Source organism: Pseudomonas glycinae (assembly GCF_001594225.2).
GTDB lineage: Bacteria > Pseudomonadota > Gammaproteobacteria > Pseudomonadales > Pseudomonadaceae > Aquipseudomonas > Aquipseudomonas glycinae.
In genome coordinates this window covers 3,169,223-3,195,019 of the sequence record NZ_CP014205.2, presented here as the reverse complement: position 1 = coordinate 3,195,019, position 25,797 = coordinate 3,169,223, and the positions used below count along the sequence as shown (strand labels likewise).

Sequence of the window (25,797 nt, the reverse complement as noted above, 5' to 3'; positions counted from 1 at the left end):
GATAATTTTATGCACCCACACCTGATCAAATTACTCAGCCTGTCGGCCCTGACCGTGGGCATCCTGACGGCCAGCAACGGCGCCCGCGCCGATGAAGTCCAGCCACCGAAATTCACGGCCGAACCGTGCTGCAGCCTTTGCCCGGCCGCCCACGACGCGAAGAACTACACCACGCGCTACCAGCAGAACTTCACCACTCTGGTGCAGGCGCAGGGCGACTGGCTGTTCCGGACCCAGGAAGACTTGCGCACCGAGTTCAACACCACCCCGGCCGGCTACAAGCGCCTGCAACAGCTGCACGATGCCTTCAAGGCCAAAGGCGTCGAACTGGTGATCGTCTACCAGCCGACCCGTGGCCTGGTGAACCGCAACAAGCTCAATCCGGCAGAAAAAGCCGCGTTCGATTACGAGAAAGCGCTGGGCAACTACAAGACCATGCTCGGCCGTTTCGCCAAGATGGGTTACGTGGTGCCGGACCTGTCGCCGCTGACCAACGAGTCGCTGCCAGAGACCCTGCCCGCTCACGATTTCTACTTCCGCGGTGACCAGCACTGGACGCCATACGGCGCCCAGCGCACGGCAAAAATCGTCGCCGAGAAGGTCAAGCAGATTCCGGCCTTCGCCGACATTCCCAAGCGTGAGTTCGAAACCAAACGCTCCGGGCGCATGGGCAAGACCGGCACCCTGCACAACATGGCCGGGCAACTGTGCGGCACCAGTTACGCGATCCAGTACATGGACCAGTTCACCACCGAGCCGAAAGGCGAGGCTGGCGACGGCGACCTGTTCGGTGATTCCGGCAATCCGCAGATCACACTCGTGGGTACTTCGCACAGCGGCAAGAACTACAACTTCGCCGGCTTCCTCGAAGAAGCCATCGGCGCCGACATTCTCAATGTCGCGTTCCCCGGCGGCGGTCTGGAAGGTTCGATGCTGCAGTACCTGGGCAGCGACGAATTCCAGAAGACGCCGCCGAAAATCCTTATCTGGGAATTCTCGCCGCTGTACCGCCTCGACCAGGAAACCATCTATCGCCAGATGATGGCGCTGCTCGACAACGGCTGCGAAGGCAAAGAGGCGCAAATGTCCGCCAGCACCACGCTCAAGCCGGGCGGCAAACAAGAACTGCTGGTCAACAGCAAGAACCTGAACCTGCAGAACAGCAGCCATCAGGTCGACATCCGCTTCGCCGACACCTCGGTGAAAACCCTGCAAGCCACCCTCTGGTACATGAACGGTCGCCACGAGGACATCAAGATCGAGAAACCGGAAACCTCCGACACCGACGGTCGTTTCGCCTTTGAGTTGCGCACGGACGAAGACTGGGCCTCGCAAAACCTGCTGGCGGTCGAAGTCCAGGGCCCGGAAGCGGGCACCGCGCCACAGAAAGTCGAAGCGAAAATCTGCAAACGCAACGTATTCCCGGGCGCTGGGCAACAAACCGCTCAGGTCGGGCAATGAGGTCTGCTATGCGAAATCCGAAACTGAAAACCCTTTTGGCGCCGACACTGCTCGGGCTGGCGATCTTCGCCGGCACCGCGCAGGCCGCCGCACCACTGCGTCCGCCACAGGGCTATTTTGCGCCGGTGGATAAATTCAAGACCGGCGACAAGAGCGAAGGCTGCGACGCAATGCCGACGCCATACACCGGGCCACTGCAATTTCGCAGCAAATACGAAGGCTCGGACAAGGCCCGCGCGACGCTGAACGTGCAGTCGGAAAAGGCCTTTCGCGACACCACCAAAGACATCACCACACTTGAGCGCGGCACTGCCAAGCGGGTGATGCAGTTCATGCGCGACGGTCGCCCGGAGCAGCTCGATTGCACGCTCAACTGGCTCACCGCGTGGGCCAAGGCCGATGCGTTGATGTCGAAAGACTTCAACCACACCGGCAAGTCGATGCGCAAATGGGCGCTGGGCAGCATGGCCTCTTCGTACATTCGCCTGAAGTTCTCCGACTCCCATCCGCTGGCCCAGCACCAGCAGGAAGCCCAAGTGATCGAAGCCTGGTTCAGCAAAATGGCTGATCAGGTGGTCAGCGATTGGGACAACCTGCCGCTGGAAAAAACCAATAACCACTCGTACTGGGCAGCCTGGTCGGTGATGGCGACGTCGGTCGCGACCAACCGCCGCGACCTGTTCGATTGGGCAGTCAAGGAATACAAGGTCGGCGTCAATCAGATCGATGCCGACGGCTATCTGCCGAACGAACTCAAGCGCCAGCAACGCGCCCTCGCCTATCACAACTACGCCTTGCCGCCGCTGGCGATGATCGCCAGTTTCGCCCAGGTCAACGGTGTGGATCTGCGTCAGGAAAACAACGGTGCGCTGAAACGTCTGGGTGACCGGGTGTTGGCCGGGGTGAAAGACCCGGATCAGTTCGAGAAGAAGAACGGCAAAGAGCAGGACATGACCGACCTGAAAGAGGACATGAAATTCGCCTGGCTCGAACCGTTCTGCACGCTCTACACCTGTTCGCCGGATGTGATCGAGAAGAAGCACGGCATGCAGCCGTTCAAGACCTTCCGCCTCGGCGGGGACCTGACCAAGGTCTACGACCCGTCCCATGAAAAGGGCAACAAAGGTTCCTGACACTGACCGCTGATCGTTCCCACGCTCTGCGTGGGAATGCAGCCCGGGACGCTCCGCGTCCCATGCCGAAGCGGACGCAGAGCGTCCATTGAGGCATTCCCACGCAGACGGTTCGACGCCTCGACGTGGGAACGATCGTAGCTCTCCAGTTTTCAGCGGGGGGTTTGGGGGGGCTTTGGCCCTTGACTGTTGGTTCAAACATGGAGAGATCGGGATGGTATTTTCATCCAACGTGTTCCTGTTTCTGTTCTTGCCGATCTTTCTCGGCTTGTACTACCTGAGCGGGCAACGCTATCGCAACCTGCTGCTGCTGATCGCCAGCTACGTGTTCTACGCGTGGTGGCGGGTGGACTTCCTGGCGCTGTTCGCCGGCGTCACCCTGTGGAACTACTGGATCGGCCTGAAAGTCGGCGCGGCCGGCGTGCGCAGCAAACCGGCCCAGCGCTGGCTGCTGCTCGGCGTGGCGGTGGACCTGTGCATCCTCGGCTACTTCAAGTACGCCAACTTCGGCGTCGAGAGCATCAACGCGATCATGACCTCGTTCGGTCTCGAGCCGTTCATCCTGACCCACGTGCTGCTGCCGATCGGTATCTCGTTCTACATCTTCGAATCGATCAGCTACATCATCGACGTCTACCGCGGCGACACCCCGGCCACCCGCAACCTGATCGACTTCGCGGCGTTCGTGGCGATCTTCCCGCACCTGATCGCAGGTCCCGTGCTGCGTTTCCGTGACCTGGCCGACCAGTTCAACAACCGCACCCACACCCTCGACAAGTTCTCCGAGGGCTGCACGCGGTTCATGCAGGGTTTCATCAAGAAGGTATTCATCGCCGACACCCTCGCCGTGGTGGCCGACCATTGCTTCGCCCTGCAAAACCCGACCACGGGCGATGCCTGGCTTGGCGCGCTGGCCTACACCGCGCAGCTGTATTTCGACTTCTCCGGTTACAGCGACATGGCCATCGGCCTGGGCCTGATGATGGGTTTCCGCTTCATGGAAAACTTCAAGCAGCCGTACATCAGCCAGTCGATCACCGAGTTCTGGCGCCGCTGGCACATCAGTCTGTCGACCTGGCTGCGTGACTACCTGTACATCACGCTTGGCGGCAACCGCAAAGGCACGCTGATGACCTATCGCAACCTGTTCCTGACCATGCTGCTCGGTGGTCTGTGGCACGGCGCGAACATCACCTACATCGTCTGGGGTGCGTGGCACGGCATGTGGCTGGCGATCGAAAAAATGCTCGGCCTCAACACCGCGCCGCGCAGCCTCAACCCGATCCGCTGGGCGCTGACCTTCCTGCTGGTGGTCATGGGCTGGGTGATCTTCCGTGCCGAAAACCTGCACGTTGCCGGCCGCATGTACGGCGCGATGTTCAGCTTCGGCGACTGGTCGCTGTCGGAACTCAACCAGGCCAGCCTCACCGGTCTGCAAGTCGCGACCCTCGTTGTGGCTTACGTGACCCTGGCGTTCTTCGGCCTGCGCGATCTGTACACCAACCAGCCGCCGGCCAAGAGCAAACCTGAAGTCAACGTCGAGGCCAACGGCCCGGCCACAGCGACGCCGGGAATGATCAAGGCAGCCCCGGGCGAAAACCCGGCGAGCATCCATGAGCCTGGCTACACCGTCGGCGTCGAAGCCCAGGTGCAACCGGCCTACTGGGCCGCGGACTGGTCGCGCTACGTGATGCGCGGGCTGATCCTGCTGCTGTTCATCGCCTCGATTCTCAAACTCTCGGCGCAAAGCTTCTCGCCGTTCCTTTACTTCCAGTTCTGAGGGATCTGACATGACCCGCTCATTACGCATCTTCTACATCGCGCTGTTTCTGGTGACCCTGCTGGTGCTCGGTCTGTGGTCGGTGCGCAGCTTCTTCGGCTTCAGCACCAACGCCGACGCGACGGTGCTCAACGGCCGCTGGACCAAAGCCGTGGAAACCCACTACGACGATGAATTCCCGATCAAGCGCCTGGGCACCAACCTTTGGGCCGCGCTGGATTTCAAACTGTTCAACGAAGGTCGTCCGGGCGTGGTGCTCGGTCGCGATCAGTGGTTGTACAGCGATGAGGAATTCAACCCGATCGTCAACGAAGAGCTGAACCTGCAAGGCAACTACGCGCTGGTCGAAGGCGTGCGCCAGACCCTGAAAGAGAAAGGCGTGAAACTGGTGATGGCGATCGTGCCGGCCAAGGCTCGCCTGTACCCGGAACACCTGGGTGAAGTGAAACCGGCGAGCATCCACGCCAATCTCTATCAGGACTTCCACGCCCGTGTCGCGGCGGACAAGATCCTCGCCCCCGACCTGCTCGGCCCGCTGCAAGCGGCCAAGCAGAACGGTCAGCAAGTGTTCCTGCGCACTGACACCCACTGGACCCCGGAAGGCGCGGAAATCGCCGCCAACACCCTGGCCAAGACCATCTCCGACAAGTTCCCGCTCAGCGGCGAGCCGCAAAACTTTGTCACCACACCGGCGGAGAAAGTCACGCACAAGGGCGACCTGCGTCTGTTCCTGCCGCTGGATCCGCTGTTCGAAAACCTGATGCCGGCCAAGGAACCGCTGCAAAAGCGCAACACCGTGGCCGTCGAGCAACCTGCCGGGGACGACGCCCTGTTCGCCAACAGCGAAGTGCCGGTGGCCCTGATCGGCACCAGCTACAGCGCCAACCCGAACTGGAACTTCGTCGGGGCGCTCAAGCAAGCGCTGCACAGCGACGTGGTCAATTACGCCGAAGACGGCCACGGCCCGATCCTGCCGATGCTCAGCTACCTGAAAAGCGATGACTTCAAGAACAGCCCGCCACAGGTGCTGATCTGGGAGTTTCCTGAACGATATCTGCCTGTGAACAACGAAATCGGCGACGCCGACCCACAGTGGGTCGCAGAGCTCAAACAAGCCGGCGCTCGCCAACAAAACGTAGCCATCAACACTAAATCCGAGACGCCCGATCGGGCGCAAAACTGAAAGAGAGGTAACACCATGACTTTCACTACTACTCCTCGTCGTCTCGCCAAACGCTTCGCTCTGGTTGCGGGTCTGAGCGTGCTGTCGGTCCAGGCCTTCGCCGGTGGCGACGCTGCGCTGTACGGCCCGACTGCTCCGAAAGGCTCGACCTTCGTACGGGTCTACAACGCCAGCAACGCTGAAGTCAGCGCCACCGTCGGCAGCACCAATCTGAGCGACGTCGCGCCACTGGCCAGCAGCGACTTCAGCTTCATGCCGGGCGGTGACTACAGCGCCAAGGTCGGCAGCCAGACCCTGCCGGTCAAACTCGCCGGTGACCATTACTACACCCTGGTGAACAACGCTTCCGGCGCGCCGCAACTGATCGAAGAACCGCCGTTCAAGAACAAGCAGAAGTCCCTGGTGCGCGTGCAGAACCTCAGCGACAAACCGCTGACCCTGAAGACCGCCGACGGCAAGACCGAGGTGGTGCCGAACGTGGCAGCCAAGGGCCGTGGCGAGCGTGAAATCAACCCGGTGAAAGTCAGCCTGGCGCTGTACGAAGGCGACAAGAAAGTCGGCGACGTGAAACCGGTCGCCCTGGAGCGCGGTGAGGCAGCGGTGCTGTACGTCACCGGCAACGGCAACAACCTGTCGCCAGTCTGGGTGAAACGCCCGGTGTCGACTCGCTAACAAATTCTCCGAACTGAACCGGCTCCCTGTGGGAGCTGGCTTTCCAGCTCCCACAGGGACCGAGGTGAGAGTTCGGATACGAGACAAAAACAAGAGTGAAACGACACAGCGTTCGTGCCTCTAACCAATCGATTTTATGGAGTAAACAATATGATTCCGGTGATCTTGTCAGGTGGTAGCGGCTCACGTCTTTGGCCGCTTTCGCGTAAGCAGTTTCCCAAGCAGTTCCTCGCCCTGACCGGCGAACACACACTGTTCCAGCAAACCCTCGAGCGTCTGGTGTTCGAAGGCATGGACACCCCGATCGTGGTCTGCAACAAGGATCACCGCTTCATCGTCAACGAGCAGTTGGCCAGCCGCAACCTGGAATGCCAGCGGATCCTGATGGAACCGTTCGGTCGCAACACCGCACCGGCCGTGGCCCTGACCGCGATGATGCTGGTCAATGAAGGTCGCGACGAACTGATGCTGGTGCTGCCGGCCGACCACGTTCTGGAGGACCAGAAAGCCCTGCAACGTGCTCTGGCGCTGGCGACTGTCGCCGCCGAAAACGGCGAGATGGTGCTGTTCGGCGTGCCGGCCACCAAACCGGAAACCGGTTACGGCTACATCAAGTCCACCGGTGATTCGCTGCTGCCGGAAGGCGTCAGCCGCGTCTCGCACTTCGTGGAAAAACCCGACGTCAAACGCGCCACCGAGTACGTTGAGTCCGGCGGTTACTACTGGAACAGCGGCATGTTCCTGTTCCGCGCCAGCCGCTTCCTCGAAGAACTGAAAAAGCATGATCCGGACATCTACGACACCTGCCTGCTGACCCTCGAGCGCAGCCAGCAGGATGCCGATACCGTCACCCTGGACGAAGCCACCTTCGCCTGCTGCCCGGACAACTCCATCGACTATTCCGTGATGGAAAAAACCCAGCGCGCCTGCGTGGTACCGCTGACCGCCGGCTGGAGTGATGTCGGTTGCTGGTCGTCGCTGTGGGAGGTCAACGAGAAGGACGCCAACGGCAACGTCAGCAAGGGCGATGTGGTGATCCAGGACAGCAAGAACTGCATGATCCACGGCAACGGCAAACTGGTGTCGGTGATCGGTCTGGAAAACATCGTGGTGGTCGAAACCAAGGACGCCATGATGATCGCCCACAAGGACAAGGTCCAGGGCGTCAAGCAGATGGTCAACACCCTCAACGCTCAGGGCCGCAGCGAAACCCAGAACCACTGCGAGGTGTACCGTCCGTGGGGCTCGTACGACTCGGTGGACATGGGCGGCCGCTTCCAGGTCAAGCACATCTCGGTCAAGCCGGGCGCGTGCCTGTCACTGCAGATGCACCACCACCGCGCCGAACACTGGATCGTGGTCAGTGGCACCGCCGAAGTGACCTGCGACGAGAACGTGTTTCTGCTCACTGAAAACCAGTCGACCTACATCCCGATCGCCTCGGTGCATCGCCTGCGCAACCCGGGCAAGATCCCGCTGGAAATCATCGAAGTCCAGTCGGGCTCGTACCTGGGTGAAGACGACATCGAACGCTTCGAAGATATCTACGGTCGCTCGACTCCGGTCGAACGCGGCGTGTCGGTGAAAACCATCGCGCAATAATCATTGAGCAAAACAGGAAGCCCCCGTCCAGCCCGCTGCGTCCCCTATCCGCAGTGGGTTGGGCGGGGGCTTTTTACTGACGCTCATAAAGCGCTGGAGGTACGGGCCTGAACTTTTTTGTGCCATGTACTGACGGTTACCGATCCGGGAATTTTGATTTCAAGTGTTCCGTGGAATGACTTGTCGAGACTGTCCAGCATTGTCCGTGCATTCATTCTTCCCATCTGCACCGGACTGATTTTCGAATGGCTTAGCAGCAATGCCTTCAAGTCTTTCAATCGGCCTTTAATCATGGGAACTGCGCTCAAGTCGGATGAGTGCTTCGGATCAAGCACATCCGGAGAAGCAAAAAACTCCAGGCTGTCGTAGCTGTCACCAAAGGCGTTCCTGAGTGCGTTTTCGTCGTCAAGGTCATACTCTGCGAAATGTGTCTTGCCCGCGAGAAACCTACGCTCGTTCACCTCTCCGTTTATGGATAGAAGAAAGAAGGTAAACCCCATATTCCCGGCCTTGGTCCAGTCCTTTTCGCTGGTATTGCCACCTTTCCCCCCCAACACCATCGTTTTGCTGTTGACCAGAGAAAAGTTTGACTTGATCTCCATGTGTGACGGCGCCGCGCCCTTCGTCGCGAAGTTGTAAGAGTAATGACGCAGGGTAAATTTCAACTCTTTGGTCTTTTCGAGCACCGCGGTTGGTACCTTCGTTGTTTGGAACTTGAGCTTGCCCCCAGTAATTTCGTTCATCATGGTGTAGGGCTTCACTCTGTCCGTGTCGCTGTAATTGTCCTTGTACGATTCAAATATCTCGATTGCCGTACGCACTGCCGATTTGGAATTCGACTCCTCTCCCTGCTCGTCAAAAAACGTCAAAGGGTTGTTGCGCACCATCCGGAAAAGATTAGGGCCATCGGCCTTTATGCCCGCCGGATCCGGACTGGCCCAGCGCTGCAGCCAGGGTACGTAATAGCGATAACCGTAGTAGCACAGCCTGGTCGCGTCACGCTCCTTGCCCGAGTAACGCACGAATTTGTAACTGTGTTCGCCGTCCTGCCAGGCGGTTGTACCGAAAGGGTGGAAACGCTCCTGACTGATGATCGCGCCGTCGTCGGCGGTTTCCAGGCTGATGGACCCCAAATGATCGGCACATCCGTATCGATACCGATCGTTGACGCTCGCGGGTGGCGCACTTTCCCAGTGCAGTACTCGAACGCTGTTGAGCCCACCCTCGACGGTGATGACCTGCAACCGCTCGCCTGTGCCGTTATCGCTGCGCAACTCCAATCCCGGCAAATAGCGCACTTCGGCAACCACGGTGCGTGCGTTGGTCTTTAATGAGCGGATCTTGCGCACTCGCTGGCCGTCATCGCCGTAGAGATAGACCTCCTGGTCACTCTCACCGGAGGCACGCTCCACCGGGCTCACCGATTGCAGTCGATTGCTCAGGTTCCAGCTCAGCAATTGACCAGGCTCCAACTGCAGCAAATTTCCCCTGAGATCGAATGCCGCCTTGATTTGCTCCTCAGTGGGTGGCGTGACGTCATACGAAAGACTGCGGTTGCTGTACCGCGCTGGCTTCAGGTTGCGTCCATGGCCTTGTGGGCCAAAGTGAATCAATTCGCACAGATTGCCGCTGGCGTCATATTTGTAAGTCTGCCGATAGTTGCTGACCGCCGCCGGATCGACGCGTCCTATCGATTGCGGGCCCTGACTGACACTGCCAGCCTCCCAACCGGACGCCATGATCAACTGAGACAGGCTGTCGTAGACAAACCAGCTGACCGGCTCTATCCGCTGATTGGCGAAATAGCGGATCGGCAGCGCCTTGTCTTCGATGCTCAAGACATTGCCCATCCGGTCATAGCTATAAATCCGGTGTTGCAGTACTCGGCTGGCGGCATCTTCATCACGGCGAACCGTCAGGCGACCGTCCTGCGGACGATACGTCAGCGTGGCCACCACCCCGTTGCCGGCCGTTTCCCGCTCGATGCTGCCATCCGCGCCGTAGCGGATGTCACTGACCAGCGTCTGCTCGCGCTGGCCCTTCAACTGCAACCGACGCTCATGCAAGCGGCCATCGACCGTCAGCGCGAAAACATGCCGGTTATCCCTGGGGTCGGTCTGTTCCAGCACATCGCCCTGTGCACCGAAGCGCCGTCGGGTCGTCGCCCCCGCTCCGGGTTCAAGCAAGGCCGACCGATCTTCCTCCCGCTCCGGCCAGTCAGGTGCCAGCGGTTCCAGCGTGAAGTGGCGGATGTCTTCGGTGCAGGGGCCGCTGATTGCAAACGCATTGAACAGCACGCTGCCCGCCGGATGATCATGACGAATCAGCTGCCCGAACTGGTTTCGCGACTGATCCCCGCTGCCGGGATGACCGTAGGTCAGGCGCTCGACACAACGCCGAGGCACGCCTGTTCCTTCTTCGAATATCGCAACGGGGCGCAGCAAACTGTCGTGTTCAATCTCGCGCTGCGTCTGACGGCTGTCCCAACGGAACAGCGTTTGTGCGGCGAGTCCCTTCAACTCGATTTGCGTACCGGCATCGACGCTGTCCGAGTGGGAAAAAGGTAATTTTGGTAATTTTCTTTTTTAGATCCATAAAAACCCAATAAATTCAGTAGGTTAGATAGGTTTACCAAAGGTAATAATAGGGTAATAGGGAGGTTAGAAAATTACCCTTGGTCGTAGTAATTTCACCTACCTACGAACCCCTTTAAAATCAGGCACTTGGTGAAATATTACCTCCGGCCTTACCAAATATTACCTTCAAAGGTAATACTTCAAAGCCACGGTCTATAAGGGCTGCAGCCAATTTTTTGCACCGGATTACCAAAATTACCTTTTTCCCAGCCTCGAACTGAAATTGGCCAACACAGGTGTCCTGCTATGCTTCCTGCTTTCCAAATGGAGTCGAAAGCATGGCCAGCGAATATTCCCTCACCGTCGTCCTCGAAAAAATGTACGAAAATCAGCTCGGCCTCGAAGCTGCGTTGATGGAGCTGGTGCTGTTAGTCGAGCAGCAGGGACACGAGAGCGTTGGGGAGAATGCCCGCGTAGCACTTGGTCGAATTGGGGAGAATGCGGGTTTTATCAACCAGGGCTTGGCACGGTTGAGAAATCTGGAAAAAGACTAGCTTGTGACAGGCGTCTCAATGGCTACTCACGACCCGAAGCGGACATTCGACCCGAAGCCAGACACCGACATAAGCAGGTGCTCGGCCCTGCCATACGAGCAAATCAAGCTTTAGAAATGCCGTGGGCTCGGACGAACTCACACGCCCTAACCATGATAAAATCATGCATGATTTTTGAGCTGGCGAGCATGCAATTGAGTATTTTGAACGAAGTTGAAAGTTATCGATCCGAAGCAAACTCTAAACTTAACCAAAAAACTAAACCTTCCTTAGGGCAGTTTTTTACGCCTAAGCCTATTGCGCTTTACATGGCCAGTTTGTTTGAAAACATAAAAGACACTATTAAACTACTTGATCCCGGCGCAGGACCTGGCTCATTAACGGCCGCATTCACTGACGAAGTAGTTAGTAGGAACTGCGTTACTAGCTTGTCCATCGACGCCTTTGAAATAGACCCCATATTACACCCATTCTTAGATAGAACTCTACAAGCTTGCAAGAAAGTATTGGCTACTAGATCAGTACCCGCCAATACTTCACTGCAAGGTCTAGACTACATAAACAGCTCTCTACTAAATAGCTTCATGCAAGTAGAGCAAAAGTACACCCATGTATTAATGAATCCACCGTACAAAAAAATCTCTGCCACAAGCAATCATAGACAGCTGCTTCGCAGCGCAGGGATTGAGTCAGTGAACCTGTATTCGGGATTCGTTTCTCTGGCCTTGAAGCAACTTCTTCCAGGCGGAGAACTCATTGCTATTATTCCACGATCCTTTTGTAATGGCCCGTACTATCAAGCTTTTCGCGAACTAATAATCGAAACCAGCGCCATTAACCATATTCATATTTTTGATAGCCGAAACATGGCTTTTTCTGATGATGAAGTACTTCAAGAAAACATCATCATTCACTTAACAAAAGGCAAAAGCCAAGGTACCGTAACTATTACCTCAAGCCCATCATCTGACTTCCATCTAGATGAAGAATCCGGCACTATTACAGCTTCCGACATGACAGTTCGACGTGTCGATTTCAGCAGCATAGTTTACCCTAACGATAAAGAAAAATTCTTCCATATTGCAGCGAACGACAGAGACCTAGCGGTCATCAAAAAACTGGAAGTTTTTTCTTCAAAACTACAGGATTTGAATGTCAGCGTTTCGACTGGTCCAGTGGTAAGTTTTCGCGCCAAAGAATTCCTGAAGGACAGCAAGGATAATAATTCTGTACCATTACTTGGGCCAAGTCATCTGGGGTTACGCGTTAACTGGCCTAAGACAGGAAAAAAACCAAATGCGATAGATATAACGCCCGCTACAAAAAAATCACTCTGGGCTAATAGTGGCTCATTTGTATTTGTGCGACGCTTCAGTTCGAAGGAAGAAAAGCGTCGAATTGTCGCGACCTTATATGAAGGAGAGCTACCGGGTGAACTCATTGGGTTAGATAATGGCCTAAATGTGTTCCACACCGGAAAAATAGGTTTTGACCCTATGATTGCTCGTGGGTTATTTATCTATTTGAATAGCACTTTACTCGACAAATACTACAGAAACTTCGGCGGCCACACGCAGGTTAATGCGACAGACCTAAAAAACCTGAATTATCCTTCAAAGGATTCTCTGCTCCGGTTGGGCGCCTGCGTTGAAGATCGCATTCCGACGCAAATGGAAATAGATAACTTCATTGATGAAGAGATTTTTCGAATGACCGGAGAACGAAACAGCCCCATGGACGCCCAACAAAAAATTGATGATGCGCTAAAAATATTGATTTTACTTGGGCTTCCGAAAGCTCAGCATAATGAAAGAACAGCCCTGACTTTATTAGCTCTTTTGAATTTAGCGCCAGATCAATCTTGGAGCGAATTACAGCGCCCACTCATTGGTGTCACACCAATAATGACTTGGGTTAGGGAAAAATACGGCAAAGAGTATGCACCGAATACAAGGGAGACATTCCGCCGGCAGACACTACACCAGTTTGTTGATGCCGGCTTATGTCTCTATAATCCAGACAAGCCCGATCGGCCAGTTAACTCTCCGAGTGCCTGCTATCAAATTGCACTAGAACTATTTCATGTGCTACTGACTTATGGAACTCCTGATTGGGATTCTGCGTTAGCAAAATGGTTACAGGCATCTCCTACACTCATCTCTCAGTACGCTATGGGTAGAGAAATGGAGCTAATCCCTCTTATTCTAAATGGGAAAACACAAATCAAACTAAGCCCCGGCGCACATAGCCAGCTTATCAGTGATATCGTAACCGAGTTTGGACCTAGATTTGCACCTGGTGCGGAGGTTATCTACTTAGGCGATACTGGCGCGAAAGAAGATTTTTTCGATAAAGAACGTCTAGCCGAACTAGGCGTTGTCGTTGATCGAAAAGGAAAACTTCCAGACGTCGTCTTATATTGGCCTGAGCGTGATTGGCTACTACTTATTGAGTCCGTAACCTCCCACGGCCCAGTTGACGGGAAACGCCATAACGAGCTCGCTAAACTATTTTCTTCCGCTAAAGCTGGGCTTGTATATGTTAGTGCCTTCCCAGATCGAAAAACCATGGTTAAATATTTGTCAGTCCTGGCTTGGGAAACTGAGGTCTGGGTTGCGGATGCACCTACCCATATGATCCACTTCAATGGCGACCGGTTCTTGGGGCCTCATTAAGTAGTAATCCTGCCGGTGATCCCAAAATACCATGCGTTTTTGGGATCCTTTGAAATGCGCCGATGCCCTGAACGGGCGATACCTGGGGGCTTTCAGTCCAATTGCCCCCTTTTCCTGAATAGCCTCCAGGCCTTCCCCATTAAAGCTCTAAAGAACTGAAAACTCGGGAAATTTCCGATTTTTAAGGGCTCGCCCCCTGTAAACAGGCGACTTTAGCTATTCGTCAATACCGTGGCTCGCGGCAGGTGGTTTGCGAAGCCTCTGCACAAGTTTGCAAAATCTTGCACTTCGTGAAATCGCCACATTTGGCACCGCCCCCGAAGCAGGCCTAGCCAGCCTTTTGATTTTCACCCTATCTCCCTTTGCACAAAAGGCGGACGCAGAGTCCGTCGGCGGGAGGGGGATAAGTGCTTTTTCAGCAGTTTTTTTTGTGGCGGCGGAATTTTCTGTGAGCGGTCCAGCGATCGGCGTCCCGGCGATCGATCCAGGGCCGATCGCCGTCAGTCGCTCTTTTGATGTAGGGGAATGAGCTGATCGATATACTGTTTTTATATACAGTGCTTCGAGAAGGTAGGCATGACCGATGAATAGAGAATCAGCGGGAACCGTAACCCCGGAGTCATCCGCAATTGTGCAGTGGCGGGTCATGTTGCGCGATGAAGCCGCTTTGCTCGCAATGCCCGGTGCCCATCACAAAGCGTTGCTCAGGCAAGCCCATGCTCTGCACCAGGCCCACCTGATCGATGCTGATCACCTCAGCGATATGCTTGAGCTGGCGGACGCGGCGCTGGCCTTTGCTGTCGAGTGGCTTCTTGATCTTGGCGGTGACGAGTAGGAGGCCCCATGTACGTATTGGTCACACCCATGCGCTTACGTGGTGTCGCGCTGGATCCCAAGGAGCGGCGCCGCTATCCGGCAATCCGGGGCAATGTCATGGTTAACTCTACTGACTGCCATGAATTAGGCCGGGCAGCAAACGTTGCTCGCGTTGTGGTAGGAATGCCGCTCGATCCGGATCCTCTGCCGCCTTTGCTTGATGCAACTCTGGCAGGAATGGCCGTGACTGGGTTCGTATTGAGCGGCATTGAGTACATCGACGGCTGCGCTTATGCCCAATCCTGGTGGTGCAGGCAGGGATAAAAGTTTTTGCTTCTTCCCCTGCGCCCCACGAGATTTTATGTATAGTTTCAGCCATCAGAGAGCGATCATCATCTCAAGGATTGGATCATGGCAAAACCGTCAATTAGCAAGGTAGAAAACGCATTTCAACCAGCCAAAGAAATAAATAGCGCAACGCGGTTCGCAGGTAGAAAAAAATCAGTTGGCGATGCTTATTACGGATTGATTGCAGCAGGATCTCATATAGCGATTGTTGGCAACCGTGGAATTGGTAAAACCTCGCTCTCTCGGCAATTGATTAACATTGCCACAGGTGACAATGACCTGTTAGAAAAGTTAGTTCTTCCGCACGACGAAAAACTGGACTTCCAAACGTTTTACTACGCCTGCGGTCAAACCACCACTGATACCACAGCGCTTTTAGAACGTTTGCTTACGTCTTCTGGCTGCTTAGGGGAGTGGGTAACTCAAATCCCGAAAGCATCAAAAATCGTTAGTTCCTATACTCCGAGATTTGGCGCAAATATACTTGGAATGAAAGTCGCCCTAGATGGGGAAAAACGGACAGAGGTAGAAAGTTCGGCCGCTATCGGCTCTCACTCAATCGATACTGTTTTCACAAATGCCGTCGCCGCGATTGTAGAGCAGAAGCTTTCCAAAGACGGAATACTCATTGTTATTGACGAGTTTGACCAAATAGGGGATCCGAGTGGCTTTGCTTCTTTTTTAAAAGCTCTCGCCACAAACGTTCCTGAAATAAAATTCTGCATAGTTGGTGTTGCTCAAGACATCCAGCAATTAATGAAAGAACATCAATCCTCGAATAGATTGTTCGCAGGTTCCATCATTCCTCTCCCTTCAATGAGTAGTGAAGAGCTTCGTGAGATTATTGACATTGCGGAAAGTGCAATTGACAACTATCTGACGTTCAACACCGATGCAGAGGAACGAATCATTTCCCTTGCGCAAGGGCACCCATACATGGTGCATTTGATCGGTAAGTATGCTTTCAGGCTAGCCTACCAGGCAGGGAAGCAAGTAATTACAGTTGAGGATATCGAGGCTACTGTTCAATCGATAGCTGAACATGGATCTGATCCTGTACTCGAAGGTCGATATAAAAAAGCTGTTGCATCTTCGGAGCACCGCGAAATTGTTTTGAAAGCTCTCGCATCCACTCAAGCTGATGACGGCGAAGTCTGGACTACAAACGCTTATAAGCTTGCATTAGACCAGGGTGTAGATAACGCAAGTCAATATGTCGGCCATCTCGCTTCAGATGAATATGGCGGTGAGATCGTAAAGATGCGCGATCGCTACTATCGTTTCAGCGACTCGTTGTTCGCCGCGTATGTGAAGGCTCGTCCCCGCCTAGTAAGCAAGCAGGGATAAATTAATCAAGGCTGTCGCTAGAGCGTGGCGGCCTTGGTTTTTTCGTTTAATTGAAGCGCGGAGATACGAAGTTCTAAAAAAGCTCCGCTGTTAGATGGGGCAGGACTCGCACCGTGAACGTGTGCAGCTATCTGGGCATTCATCTGTTCCAACAGATCGAGTGTCTCGCAAACCACCTGAAATAGATTCACGCTTTCAGAGCCGATCCAATTCTTTGGCGCTTGCAGGCGTTGTCCCTTGCTTGCCAGGCTTCGCCGCAAACCCTCGATCCGCTCCTGCATATCGCCGCCAACCGTAGCGTTGTACTTCTGCCCCACCACTAGGTTCAGATCCCGGCCAGTCGCCTGGTGCAGGTCATCCACCGCCGCCAAGCTCGCAGATCCGCCCGACAACAGCTTGAGCGCGCCCAATGCTTCGATCTTCTTGATGCCTCCCACCGACTCGGTCGAATGGTCATCCACCGCCTGAGTGTGGCTCTGGAACTGTTCGCGGTTCTCCAGCGCCTCAACCTCGCGCTCGATCGCCTTGTCCTGGATCTTGCCATCGGTTTGGCGAAGCCAGTTGCCGTCCGCGTCGACGCGCTGCTGGCACGCCTCGCTGTGCTGCCACACCTGGTCGCCCTTCGGCACCCGGGGCAGGCTCAGACCGTGCGGCAGGATCTGCGTGATGAACGGCTTGTGTGGCAGACCGTAAGCAAAGCTGATCACGACGGTGGTGCCTTCCTCCGGAAAGCCGAACATCCCCGCCTCTTGCCCGCCCATCGGCGCCGGCAATGGCAGGCCGGTCAAAATCGGCAGATCCGGATCCGGCTCACCATTGGCCAGCAGCACTTCGACGTCGACGCCGAAGCGCGGTCGGAAGTCGTCACACAGCCCGGGCGCCGTCGGCGCATCCGGTACCGCAATTACGCGGCCAAAGCGCGGCAGATGGTAACCACCGCTCAGTTCGGGGAATTGGCGCGCTACGCTGCGCTTGATTGCGTCGTCCATTTGATCGCCATTTGATTGCCGGCGAGGGTCACACTGGTGATTCGCTCGCCTTGGTTGATGGTTGCACCTGGTCGAAGCCCTGGAAGGGGCGCGATCATTGCGCTTTGATTGCCCTGGTAGCCGTCGAACAATTCGACGGGCAGCTGCAGAGCCGATCGTGTACCGAAAAAACTGTCGGCCCAACTGCCCACGAAGACTTCACCGTCGCCCTGCTGCTGCCAGATAAAGTCGGGGATGTTGAAGACGCTGGCCATGCTGTCCATCGCCAAGTAGCCCGCCGCCAGGCTGTAGAAATAAGGTGCTTTGACCTTGGCGTAGGCCTTGTCCGGAACACGAAAACCCAGCCCGGTTTTGTCGCTGATCTCGGCCAGCACGGCCTGCACGTCGACGTGACGCAGGTTCATCGGCAATGGATTTGCCAAGATCGAGGACAGTTCTCGACAGGCCACCAGCTGCTGATTGGTGTTGGCGGCGGTCGAGCGCTCGACGTAACCGAGGAAATGGCGCTGCAGCGTGCGCTCGTTGTAGCCGATATCGAGCGTCACCAGCCCTTTTAGCTGCTCGCCAGCCTGTACCGTGAACGTCGCCCGGCCAGGGCTTTGGATGTCCAGGCGCACTTCATCCTTAATCAGCGGGTAGACCTTCCCGGCAATCGTCAAAACCTTATGCAGCTTCATGTTTTCGGCGCCAGGTAGTCGTCCAGTTTCTTGAGGGTTTTTTCAAAACCGCTTAGTTCCTGAGCTTCGCCGGCACCACCCGCTCCCCCAGCTGCTCCCCCGACAGCCTGACCAGGCGCAGATTGTGAGCTGACGCCATTCGCCGCCCTGCGCTGCTCTACCTTCTCGGGGTTCGAGGCTTTTTCCGAGAGAGTGAACTGCACGAGCCAAGCGGCCAGCGTGTCGTCTTCACGGGCGCTGACACCGTCCGCAAACTGCACCTCACGGATGCCGAACGCGGCGGCGGTATCGTTGACGATCCGGTACATTTTGAGCTGACCGCCCCCGGCCGTGGCTTCGGCCAGACGCATGATCGTGCGCATCTGCACCGCGTCGACGAAGGGGATCATCAACGACACAGCAAGGGTCTTCGGCTTGAAACCCTTGTGCGCCGTCTCGGTGTTGCTGGTCTGGCCAGACATATCGTCGGCCTCGATACGCAGGTTGGCAGTGATTTTCATCCGCTTGCCCATTACCTGTTCGCCGTCGAGTAGTAAGGTCATAAGCCGACCATCTCCCGTACAAAACTCAATCCCTCCAGCGAACCCACCAGCAGCACTCCGGCGGACTGCACCCATTCGTGCCCAGGTGTGTCGCCCTCGAGTAGCGATCGGCGCAGCTCGTTGACATCGCCCGGCCCGATCAAGCGGGCGCGCATGCTGGTGTCAGCCGCACCACCGGCCAGCAAGGCCTTGAGTTCGTTCAACTGCTGATCACGACCCTGTTGCTGCGTGGCCTTGCGCTGGGCCAGCGCGGCGAGATCGCCCAGTGGCGAACTGTCAGCCGCGTAGCTTTCCAGCACCGCGAGTTGCCCCGCCATGGATTGCTTCGCCGCTTTCACGACGGTGCAGCGCTCAAGCGGCAGCGCTTGCCAGCGGGGTAGCGGGCCGGCAGTCGGGATCTCCCACTTTTCCGCCTCCAGCACAGACAGGTGCCGGGCGCGGCGCTCAGTTCGCACCAGGTCAGGAATAGGCAGCAGCGCATTGAAGCGCGACAACGTACCGGCCAACTGATCAAAGTTTGTGCCCAGGAACAACAACGAAAGCGCGTACTGCGGCCCGGTCGGTCGACCGGTATCCGTGCCATCGATCAACTTGCTCGCCAGCTGCTGCAGTAAGTTGGGCGCCGAGAGCGCACGCTGGTGGCCGCGACCCTGGCCGATACCGCTTTGAAACGGCGTGACCACCAGGCACGCCGGCACCTGGCCCAACTGCTCAGCCAATGCAGCGCGCCCTGCGGCGATCGCCCCCTTTGCGGCATCGCCGACCGGTCCCGGGTTGGTGCTGGCCAGGCCCTCGAGACCGACCAAACGTTGCGCGGTGCTGGCCAGCTCGCCACCGGCGAGCGCCTGCGCATCCTTGAGGCCATCCATCCACTGCGTGGCCTGCTCGGGCCAGCGCATCGTCACCGGTGACCAGTTCATGCCGGCACCGTCCAGGAGATCGCCTCGAGCGCAACGCGATCGGTGTTGGCCAGCGCCTGGTCCAATTGCTGCTTAAGCGAGTTGGCGTGATGCAACCACACCAACTTAAACGCGGTGAAGTCGTCACCGACCTGACGCAATTGGGTGGCGGTGTGCGGTCGGTATGCCTTGACACCCTGCTCGTCGCGACAGGAACAAAGACTGTCGGCGCCACTGAGAATAAGGCCGGTCAGGTTCAACTGGTCATCCAGCGCGCTACCGTAGCGGTGCGTGGTGCCCAATGCCGACGACGCAAAGCCGCCGGTGATCCCCGTCGTGCAGGCGGTGTTGACCTCTGCCACTTTCCCCGCGTGTAGCTGCGTGAGATCCAATGACCAGGCGCCATTGGTCCAGATGTGTGAATCCGAAGGTCGCGTCAACGTCGTCAGATCCGCCGGCAGCGGACCGAGGCGCCAATAGGATTCGGGGGTTCCGTTCGGCAAGCGGTAGACCGTGCCCCGGCGATCCTCGATCTGCTTTGGCTTGCCATTCACCAGGTGCCAGACATGGCCGGCTTTTGGCGCCGGCAACGGGTTAGCCAATATCAGCGCGTTACTTGGGGACTGCGGGCCGTAGCCTGGGATTTCCGGCAAAGTCACCGGTCCGTGCAGCACGAGAAGTTCATCAATCAGGTAAGTCGTCGTCATGTCTTAAATCACCTTCAGCCGGCCTGGATAGGCGATGTTTCGCACCCGAACGCGAGCGGCAGAAATTCCGGAACGAGAGTTGATGGTGGGGGTGACGAATTGAGTGCCGAGATCCTCCCCCCCCTCGATGCTTTCCAGCCAGTTGTTCGACGGCAAATCCACGCCGTACTGGCCCGGCGAGTTGGCTACCCGGGTAGCGCGTTGCGAGCTGCCTGCCACCCGACCGATATCCACTCCCCGGTTTTCATCGAGTAGGCGCAGAAATTCGCCGCGGATCTCAGGTATGCGAAAAGTCGTCACCCCGTCACCACTGGTCCATCCGCCTTCCATCCCGGCGCGGCCTGCCTCCGTGGTCAGCATTCCCGACGTGCGCGCCAGATCCCATAACCATGGCCAGTCAGCACGCAACAACAGGTCACCATTGATCGGGCCGTACCCACCCGGGGGAAAGCTCATCGTCGTATCAAACACCGGACGGCCCAAAGCGGCGCTGTCGGCCCGCCCGATCGGCCACCACTGACCTTTGCCATCGCTGCGCAGATGCCACCAGTCGCCGGCGCCCATCAGCAACAGGAACGGATACCCGGTTGGACTCAAATGTGTGTGGAACAGGATCCGGTCGTTACCGGCGCTTTGCACCCGCAGGCGCATACGGCTGTTGTCGACGCGCCGGATAATCAGATCAATGACGCCGGTGGTCTCGTTCGCCGGCGGCAAAGTGAAGGTCTGCGACTGGGTATTGGCATCGAGCAGCACCACACCGCGCATCGAAGCCGTCAGCACCTGCCCGGCGCTCAATGGACCCGTGTAATTCTTCGCAACGGCCTGAGCCACGGCCTTGGTGGTGGCGAGGATCTGGCTGTCATCAGTGCGCCAGTCATCGCTGAGGGCGTTCGGGATCAGGGGCAGACCGACGTCTTCTTTGGTCGTGCCCCGGGCGCGCAGATGCGGATAGTCCCCAACACGGGCGGCGAAGTGGCTGACCAGGGGATCTTCGATCTGCTCGACCGTGCGCCGATCGATGATCGTATTGGCATTGGGCAGATCCGCGATGGCCACGCAGTAGTGCCGGGTTCCGGCGCTGTCGGTGTAGTCGGGCCGATCGGCGGCGAACATCACTTGCCAGCTGGCCACAACGTCGCTCAACTCACGTTGTAGGGAGACATCGAGCCACGCGGTGCAGGGGAATTCGGCCGGCACGACAGGCAGCGCTGCACTGCGCACCACGCGTACGCCTTCGACATACGCCGTCCCGGGTTGGATCTGATAGGTGCCGGCGACTTTTTCCAGTTGCAACGCAGCCCCGAAAAAACACGCCCTGCCGTAGATGTCGCGATTGCTCAAGCGCTCACGCTCATCGATGCCAGCCAGGCGCACGGTGAAGTCATGCTGCCAGGTGGCGGCATCGATGGTGATTCCGGTCAGCGCCTGGGCACCGTCAAAGGCCACCAGAAAGTTACGCGTGAGGTTGTTGCCGATCTGCAGCGGCGGAATGTTGCGGCGCTTGATCTGCAGCGGCACGTAGGCCACGGCGAACAACACGCCTTCGGCTGTCTCCAGCCCGATCCAGTTGAAATCCCAATCCCCGACGTCCGACCCGATCTGCGAGCTGTACACCACCTGGTTGGGATTCACGAACCCGGCGTTTTCTTCGGGAATGTCATAGACGTGGACGATCTGCCCGGCCGCAGGTTTCGGCGCGGCGCGGTCTACCGGCCCGCTCGGGTCAAGCCCGGGCACGTTGGCAAAGATGAAGCGCGTGACATCGAGGCCCAACTGGGCGACGTGTTTTTGCGCGATCAGGCTTTCACCCGCAAGGGTAATGCTGGCTCCCATGGGGGCTCCTAGAGGCTGGCAACCAGCGTTTGCTGGTCGTCGTTGAAGTCGACCACAGCGATGCGGAACGGCACCGGCGTGATGGTCACGAAGTCATAGCGGCGGCAGGTGCGGCCGTATTGCTGGATCAACACCCGCAACAGTTCAGGGTTTTGCGAAAGTTGCGTATCGGAAAAACGCAGCAGCACTACGTCCCAATCCCGCTCGGGCATGCGCTCCTCAATTTCGACGTACCCGACCCCGAGGCGCTGGAGGATGCGTTTCATACCGGCGGTGCTGCCTGCGTCGACCGCGTTGATGAAGGCGAACTTCACGCGCAGGCGATACATGCTTTCGGGTTCACCTTTGAATCGGGTGATGTCGCGCTGCCAGGCCAGCAGATCGAGCACGGTCAGTTGGCAGGTGTCGGCATCCAGCTGCAGCAGTGGCCAGCGCAACCAGCCCTGCACCTTTTCCCACCAGGACTGCGCGGCAGCCGTGAGCTTTTCCAGCTCTTTGCCCCCCAGCCAGAAAGGCAGACTGAGCTTAATCATTGGCCAGCACCTCGAGACTCTGGATCCGGGGAATGTTCAGTTCCGACAGGATGTCGTCGTTGTCGAAGTGCAGCGATTCGATCCCCGGGAATTGCTGGTGCAGTTCTTCGCCCAGGCGGCTGAAAGAAAACCGCGATTGCGGGTAGGTCAGCGTCGGCTGGAAGTCGCTGTCGGTGCTTTCGCGGAACGCCGCCCGGATGAACAGCGCGACTTCGTCCAGCAGGGTCAGGCGTTGCGCGGCGCTCACCGTGGAGCGCGGCCAGATCGTTACGCGCAGCGTGTGCAGGGTTTCCGGCATGACCATCACCAGCAGGTCATCACCGTGGCCGTGGTTGCCCTGGTCGCGAATGTGCGCATTGATCTGAGCCAGATAAGTCGCCGCCGGCACGTCGGCATCGAACAACACAAACGCGTTGGCACTGCCCGGGCCGCGTGGGGCGCCATGTTCGAAATACACGCCGTCCGGCCGCACACCCGGAAAGGCCGAAATCATCGCCCGGTACACCGCATCGGTGTGCCACTGGTTCACAGCCGAGAACTGGTTGCGCACGCGCAAACGCAGCTCGTCGTTGGGTTCCCTGTCCGCGCCGGGTGTGGTCAACCAACCGTCAGCGTTAACCACCTGGGCTATGCCGGGGATGGGCACAGGGAGCACGGCGTAGTAACCCGGGGCCAAGTTGAAACCACTGCCCACGTCGACCGCCTCCACCGGGATCAATGTCTGCATGGCACCATCGGAGAACGTGCCGATCGCCGTGGTCACCAGCTGGTAAATATGCCCATTGATCGCGGCCGACTGCACTACGGTCCCCTTTGCGACCTCGAGCGCGCCGCCGGCGGCGACGCGGGTGAACAGCAAAGAACCACGGGCTTTGGTCGCGCCTTTACGCTCTACGTTCACACCCCAGGCCAGCATGTCCAGCCAGGCATCCACAGCGGTTTTGACGAAGAAATTCGGCAGGACCGTCGAGACAAAAAAGTCGAGGATCCACAGCACCGGCTTGGTCACCAGAGCGGTGACCACCCGCCAGAACGGCGACCAGGTGCTGGTGTTGCTCAGTTTGCTGCCCTGGGCGATCACTTCTGCTTCCCACGCCTGGCGCAGGCCGGCCTCAGTAGTCGGAATGCCGGCGTCGGACAGGGCCTGTTTGAAATCCACGTCACTCACAACGTCACCTCGATACTGCCGAATTTCAGGGTTGTGGCCGTCACTAGGAACTGCCCGGGTTCAAGCTGGGTGATCTGTGCCGTACCAGGTACGAGGCGTTCATCCGCCTCGACCAGCAGCTCCAGTTGCTGAATGCAGTCGCGCTGTTTCAGGCGGTTGCGCTCTGCCACCAACGTCACCAGCAGGCCGCTGTCGCGGATCATGTGAGCGATGTCCTGGGCAATGCTGGCCCGGTCATCGATCAGCTCAGGCTGGCGGGACGGATCAAGCACCAGGTCGTTGTCCTGGATCAGCAGGTCGATGTATTCGCTCATCCCGGCACCGCCATGTTCATCATGTTTTCGAGTTCCAGCGGCGTCATCGGCTTGGCGGTGTTGATGTTCAGCGTTTCCACATGGGTGCCCTTGTTCTGGCTGCTGTTGTTGTTCTGAATGCTGGTCAGCAGGCCACCCGGCGGCACGGCGTTAGGCCGCACAGGCGACAGGGTTGGAATGGCTGCTTTGATGGTTTGCTGGGCTTTTTGGGCGGCGGCAGAGGCGTCCACGTTGTTGACGCCAATGTCGGTGCCGGGTACCTCGGGCATGGCGCCGAATTTCGTCTCGATGTCGACGCCCGGGATCTTGTTCAGCATCTCGATCAGGCTGTTGATCGCCTTGTGAAAGATCGCGACGATGCCGTCCCAAGCGGCCTTGGCCATCCCACTCCAGCCACCCATGGACGTGAACCAGTCCGACAACGCGGTGAGCTGATCGCTGACCCACTTGAAGGCCTCGCTGTTCATCAGTGCAGCTGTCCACTCGTCCCAGTAAACAACCGCCGCAATCACGGCCGCGACCAGGGCCATAACGCCGATCACGATCCACACGACCGGGTTGGCCAGCATCGCCGCGTTGACGAGCCAGATCGCGCCTTGCCAGAGCATCATCGCGCCGCGAATCAGCGCCATGGTGGTGTAAAGGATCGTCAGGCCAGCGACGTACAGCGCGATAACCGCCACCTGCAGAAGGAAACCGGCGACGGCGCGAAGGTTGAGCAGTTGCACCACCTTCCAGACGGTGACCATGGCCAGCCACGCCATACGGCCGGCGCCGACTGCGAACGTCAGCAATGACATCGCGGCGATAAGCGCAAGGATCGTCAGCGAGACGATGCCGATCACCCGCGTGATGTTGGGGAACATCTGGGTCCAGCGGGTCATGGTGCCGGCAATGCCGGACAGCTTGGCCATCAGCGGGGTGAGGATCGGGATCAGTGCCTGGCCGAAGGCAATGCGCAGCGCTTCGACCGCTGCAGCAAATTGTTGCCACGGATCCACCATGGCTTTGGCCATGTTCTCGGCGTCCTCGAGGCCGCGCACCTTGCCCAACTTATCCATGCCGTTGCGCAGTCGATCGGTGTCCTTGGCCAGGGATGTGATGACTTGCGCACCCTCCCCGCCAAACGCCTCCATAAGTTTGGTGTTGGCCGAAGCACTGGTCAGGTCGCCGAGTTTGCCCTGCAGCTTTTCCATGATCTGCAGCATGGGCAACGCCTTACCGTTGGAGTCGGTGAACTTCATGCCCATCTTTTCGGAAGCGGCGCCCAGGTTCTCGAAGAACGCTTTGTAGCGTCCGCCGGCATCGCCGCCTTCCATGGTGCTGCTCAGCGAACCGATCACCGCGAACTGCTCGGCGATGTCCACGCCGGCGGCGGTGGCGATCGAGCCCACTTCCTTAAACGCGTCCTTGAGCTGGGCGCCGTCGGTACGGAACAGCTGCACAGCGAGAGCAGTTTGCCCGCCGAGCTTTTCCACCCATTCGCCCTTGCCCATAGCGTCGGCCTGGCCCTTGAACAGGTTGTACATGGTGCCCACGTAGGCGCCCATGGTCTCGGCATCGGACTTGGTGGCCTTGGCCAACAGGTTGCTGGTGTTGGTGAAGGTGGCCAGCTGATTGCCTGTCAGGCCCTTGATAGCGCCCTCAATGGTGTACGCCGAGGCGACAAAGTCTCGGGCGTTCTCGCCATAGGCAACCGAGAACTCCAGAGATTTTTGATTCAGCGCCGTGAGCGCGTCCTCGGCCACGCCCAAGGATTTGACCTCGTCCAAGGCACGGTTCATTTCCAAAGCCGGTTGCAGGGATTCGTTGATGCCGACAAAAGCGCCCGTTACGCCGGCCAAGCCCATGCCCATCGTTTTGATGTTCTTTTCGCTTTGCTCGGAAAGCTCGGAAAAGCCCATCTTCACCTTGCCCAGTGGTGCGGTGACCTTGTCGGTCAGGGCCAGGATAAAGTCCAGGCGGGCACTACGGTCGGCCATGCG

General features: G+C 57.7%; 21 protein-coding genes and 1 pseudogene. 11 read left to right on the top strand and 11 right to left on the bottom strand.

From position 1 onward, the window contains the following. Positions 1–9 precede the first annotated feature (9 nt). The 6 genes from AWU82_RS14425 to AWU82_RS14400 all read left to right on the top strand — a co-directional run bounded on the left by AWU82_RS14425 (position 10) and on the right by AWU82_RS14400 (position 7,831). On the top strand, positions 10–1,461 hold the full coding sequence (locus AWU82_RS14425; RefSeq protein ID WP_064382460.1) for an alginate O-acetyltransferase: 1,452 nt from the start codon (positions 10–12) through the stop codon (positions 1,459–1,461). 8 nt (positions 1,462–1,469) lie between these two features. After that, positions 1,470–2,594, top strand: coding sequence for a mannuronate-specific alginate lyase (locus tag AWU82_RS14420; protein WP_064382461.1), 1,125 nt, complete (start codon positions 1,470–1,472; stop codon positions 2,592–2,594). Positions 2,595–2,808: 214 nt separating this feature from the next. Beyond that, entirely contained in the window at positions 2,809–4,374 is a 1,566-nt protein-coding gene (locus AWU82_RS14415; RefSeq protein ID WP_064382462.1) for an MBOAT family O-acyltransferase, read from the top strand. Positions 4,375–4,384: 10 nt separating this feature from the next. Then, positions 4,385–5,557, top strand: coding sequence for an alginate O-acetyltransferase (locus AWU82_RS14410; protein WP_064382463.1), 1,173 nt, complete (start codon positions 4,385–4,387; stop codon positions 5,555–5,557). A gap of 15 nt (positions 5,558–5,572) precedes the next feature. After that, positions 5,573–6,229: an alginate O-acetyltransferase AlgF gene (locus tag AWU82_RS14405; protein ID WP_064382464.1), complete on the top strand. Its 657-nt coding sequence runs from the start codon at positions 5,573–5,575 to the stop codon at positions 6,227–6,229. A 150-nt stretch (positions 6,230–6,379) separates the two neighbouring features. After that, positions 6,380–7,831, top strand: a complete 1,452-nt coding sequence (locus AWU82_RS14400) for a mannose-1-phosphate guanylyltransferase/mannose-6-phosphate isomerase (RefSeq protein ID WP_064382465.1) — start codon at positions 6,380–6,382, stop codon at positions 7,829–7,831. 83 nt (positions 7,832–7,914) lie between these two features. Here AWU82_RS14400 and AWU82_RS14395 read toward each other — a convergent pair. Further along, positions 7,915–10,383: pseudogene (locus AWU82_RS14395) on the bottom strand (RHS repeat domain-containing protein); the annotation flags it as partial. 362 nt (positions 10,384–10,745) lie between these two features. On the opposite strand from AWU82_RS14395, the gene AWU82_RS14390 reads away from it, so the two are divergent. The 5 genes from AWU82_RS14390 (at position 10,746) to AWU82_RS14370 (ending at position 16,147) form a co-directional block, all read left to right on the top strand. Next, a complete protein-coding gene (locus AWU82_RS14390; protein WP_064380974.1) occupies positions 10,746–10,961 on the top strand; it encodes a hypothetical protein in 216 nt (71 codons plus the stop codon). 167 nt (positions 10,962–11,128) lie between these two features. Next, positions 11,129–13,636, top strand: coding sequence for a BsuBI/PstI family type II restriction endonuclease (locus tag AWU82_RS14385; protein WP_223290691.1), 2,508 nt, complete (start codon positions 11,129–11,131; stop codon positions 13,634–13,636). A gap of 646 nt (positions 13,637–14,282) precedes the next feature. After that, positions 14,283–14,471: a hypothetical protein gene (locus AWU82_RS14380; protein ID WP_064380977.1), complete on the top strand. Its 189-nt coding sequence runs from the start codon at positions 14,283–14,285 to the stop codon at positions 14,469–14,471. Between the two features lie 8 nt (positions 14,472–14,479). Beyond that, positions 14,480–14,776, top strand: a complete 297-nt coding sequence (locus AWU82_RS14375; RefSeq protein ID WP_064380979.1) for a hypothetical protein — start codon at positions 14,480–14,482, stop codon at positions 14,774–14,776. A gap of 87 nt (positions 14,777–14,863) precedes the next feature. Then, positions 14,864–16,147, top strand: a complete 1,284-nt coding sequence (locus AWU82_RS14370; protein ID WP_064380980.1) for an nSTAND1 domain-containing NTPase — start codon at positions 14,864–14,866, stop codon at positions 16,145–16,147. 17 nt (positions 16,148–16,164) lie between these two features. Here AWU82_RS14370 and AWU82_RS14365 read toward each other — a convergent pair whose 3' ends face one another. The 10 genes from AWU82_RS14365 to AWU82_RS14320 are packed head-to-tail and all read right to left on the bottom strand — an operon-like array spanning position 16,165 to position 25,794. Beyond that, the gene (locus AWU82_RS14365) at positions 16,165–17,136 is read right to left on the bottom strand and encodes a hypothetical protein (protein WP_064380981.1); all 972 of its coding nucleotides are present in this window, start codon (positions 17,134–17,136) and stop codon (positions 16,165–16,167) included. Continuing rightward, positions 17,109–17,813 (bottom strand): hypothetical protein, encoded by a 705-nt coding sequence (locus AWU82_RS14360; protein ID WP_064380983.1) that lies wholly within the window; start codon positions 17,811–17,813, stop codon positions 17,109–17,111. The genes AWU82_RS14365 and AWU82_RS14360 overlap by 28 nt, the downstream gene beginning before the upstream one ends. Then, positions 17,810–18,355, bottom strand: coding sequence for a baseplate complex protein (locus AWU82_RS14355; RefSeq protein WP_064380986.1), 546 nt, complete (start codon positions 18,353–18,355; stop codon positions 17,810–17,812). Before AWU82_RS14355 ends, AWU82_RS14360 begins: the two co-directional genes overlap by 4 nt. Then, on the bottom strand, positions 18,352–19,275 hold the full coding sequence (locus AWU82_RS14350; RefSeq protein WP_064380988.1) for a hypothetical protein: 924 nt from the start codon (positions 19,273–19,275) through the stop codon (positions 18,352–18,354). Before AWU82_RS14350 ends, AWU82_RS14355 begins: the two co-directional genes overlap by 4 nt. Beyond that, positions 19,272–19,961 carry a DUF4376 domain-containing protein gene (locus AWU82_RS14345; protein ID WP_064380990.1) on the bottom strand — a complete coding sequence of 230 codons (690 nt, stop codon included), beginning with the start codon at positions 19,959–19,961 and terminating at the stop codon, positions 19,272–19,274. The genes AWU82_RS14350 and AWU82_RS14345 overlap by 4 nt, the downstream gene beginning before the upstream one ends. Before the next feature lie 3 nt (positions 19,962–19,964). Then, complete coding sequence (locus AWU82_RS14340; RefSeq protein WP_064380991.1) at positions 19,965–21,797, bottom strand: phage tail-collar fiber domain-containing protein; 1,833 nt, start codon at positions 21,795–21,797, stop codon at positions 19,965–19,967. A gap of 8 nt (positions 21,798–21,805) precedes the next feature. Beyond that, on the bottom strand, positions 21,806–22,330 hold the full coding sequence (locus tag AWU82_RS14335; protein ID WP_064380993.1) for a phage tail protein: 525 nt from the start codon (positions 22,328–22,330) through the stop codon (positions 21,806–21,808). Further along, positions 22,323–23,498, bottom strand: coding sequence for a baseplate J/gp47 family protein (locus AWU82_RS14330; RefSeq protein ID WP_064380995.1), 1,176 nt, complete (start codon positions 23,496–23,498; stop codon positions 22,323–22,325). Before AWU82_RS14330 ends, AWU82_RS14335 begins: the two co-directional genes overlap by 8 nt. Then, positions 23,495–23,812, bottom strand: coding sequence for a DUF2590 family protein (locus AWU82_RS14325; RefSeq protein ID WP_064380998.1), 318 nt, complete (start codon positions 23,810–23,812; stop codon positions 23,495–23,497). Before AWU82_RS14325 ends, AWU82_RS14330 begins: the two co-directional genes overlap by 4 nt. Continuing rightward, positions 23,809–25,794, bottom strand: a complete 1,986-nt coding sequence (locus tag AWU82_RS14320) for a phage tail tape measure protein (protein WP_064381000.1) — start codon at positions 25,792–25,794, stop codon at positions 23,809–23,811. Before AWU82_RS14320 ends, AWU82_RS14325 begins: the two co-directional genes overlap by 4 nt. Between the last annotated feature and the right edge of the window lie 3 nt (positions 25,795–25,797).

What these genes read in the sequence shown, in the direction of transcription:
- AWU82_RS14410 (WP_064382463.1), top strand. Translation starts at nt 4,385, where the DNA reads ATGACCCGCTCATTACGCATCTTCTACATCGCGCTGTTTCTGGTGACC.
- AWU82_RS14360 (WP_064380983.1), bottom strand. Translation starts at nt 17,813, where the DNA reads ATGAAGCTGCATAAGGTTTTGACGATTGCCGGGAAGGTCTACCCGCTG.
- AWU82_RS14405 (WP_064382464.1), top strand. Translation starts at nt 5,573, where the DNA reads ATGACTTTCACTACTACTCCTCGTCGTCTCGCCAAACGCTTCGCTCTG.
- AWU82_RS14365 (WP_064380981.1), bottom strand. Translation starts at nt 17,136, where the DNA reads ATGGACGACGCAATCAAGCGCAGCGTAGCGCGCCAATTCCCCGAACTG.
- AWU82_RS14335 (WP_064380993.1), bottom strand. Translation starts at nt 22,330, where the DNA reads ATGATTAAGCTCAGTCTGCCTTTCTGGCTGGGGGGCAAAGAGCTGGAA.
- AWU82_RS14345 (WP_064380990.1), bottom strand. Translation starts at nt 19,961, where the DNA reads ATGACGACGACTTACCTGATTGATGAACTTCTCGTGCTGCACGGACCG.
- AWU82_RS14370 (WP_064380980.1), top strand. Translation starts at nt 14,864, where the DNA reads ATGGCAAAACCGTCAATTAGCAAGGTAGAAAACGCATTTCAACCAGCC.
- AWU82_RS14375 (WP_064380979.1), top strand. Translation starts at nt 14,480, where the DNA reads ATGTACGTATTGGTCACACCCATGCGCTTACGTGGTGTCGCGCTGGAT.
- AWU82_RS14390 (WP_064380974.1), top strand. Translation starts at nt 10,746, where the DNA reads ATGGCCAGCGAATATTCCCTCACCGTCGTCCTCGAAAAAATGTACGAA.
- AWU82_RS14420 (WP_064382461.1), top strand. Translation starts at nt 1,470, where the DNA reads ATGCGAAATCCGAAACTGAAAACCCTTTTGGCGCCGACACTGCTCGGG.
- AWU82_RS14320 (WP_064381000.1), bottom strand. Translation starts at nt 25,794, where the DNA reads ATGGCCGACCGTAGTGCCCGCCTGGACTTTATCCTGGCCCTGACCGAC.
- AWU82_RS14400 (WP_064382465.1), top strand. Translation starts at nt 6,380, where the DNA reads ATGATTCCGGTGATCTTGTCAGGTGGTAGCGGCTCACGTCTTTGGCCG.
- AWU82_RS14350 (WP_064380988.1), bottom strand. Translation starts at nt 19,275, where the DNA reads ATGAACTGGTCACCGGTGACGATGCGCTGGCCCGAGCAGGCCACGCAG.
- AWU82_RS14385 (WP_223290691.1), top strand. Translation starts at nt 11,129, where the DNA reads ATGATTTTTGAGCTGGCGAGCATGCAATTGAGTATTTTGAACGAAGTT.
- AWU82_RS14415 (WP_064382462.1), top strand. Translation starts at nt 2,809, where the DNA reads ATGGTATTTTCATCCAACGTGTTCCTGTTTCTGTTCTTGCCGATCTTT.
- AWU82_RS14380 (WP_064380977.1), top strand. Translation starts at nt 14,283, where the DNA reads ATGTTGCGCGATGAAGCCGCTTTGCTCGCAATGCCCGGTGCCCATCAC.
- AWU82_RS14325 (WP_064380998.1), bottom strand. Translation starts at nt 23,812, where the DNA reads ATGAGCGAATACATCGACCTGCTGATCCAGGACAACGACCTGGTGCTT.
- AWU82_RS14425 (WP_064382460.1), top strand. Translation starts at nt 10, where the DNA reads ATGCACCCACACCTGATCAAATTACTCAGCCTGTCGGCCCTGACCGTG.
- AWU82_RS14340 (WP_064380991.1), bottom strand. Translation starts at nt 21,797, where the DNA reads ATGGGAGCCAGCATTACCCTTGCGGGTGAAAGCCTGATCGCGCAAAAA.
- AWU82_RS14355 (WP_064380986.1), bottom strand. Translation starts at nt 18,355, where the DNA reads ATGACCTTACTACTCGACGGCGAACAGGTAATGGGCAAGCGGATGAAA.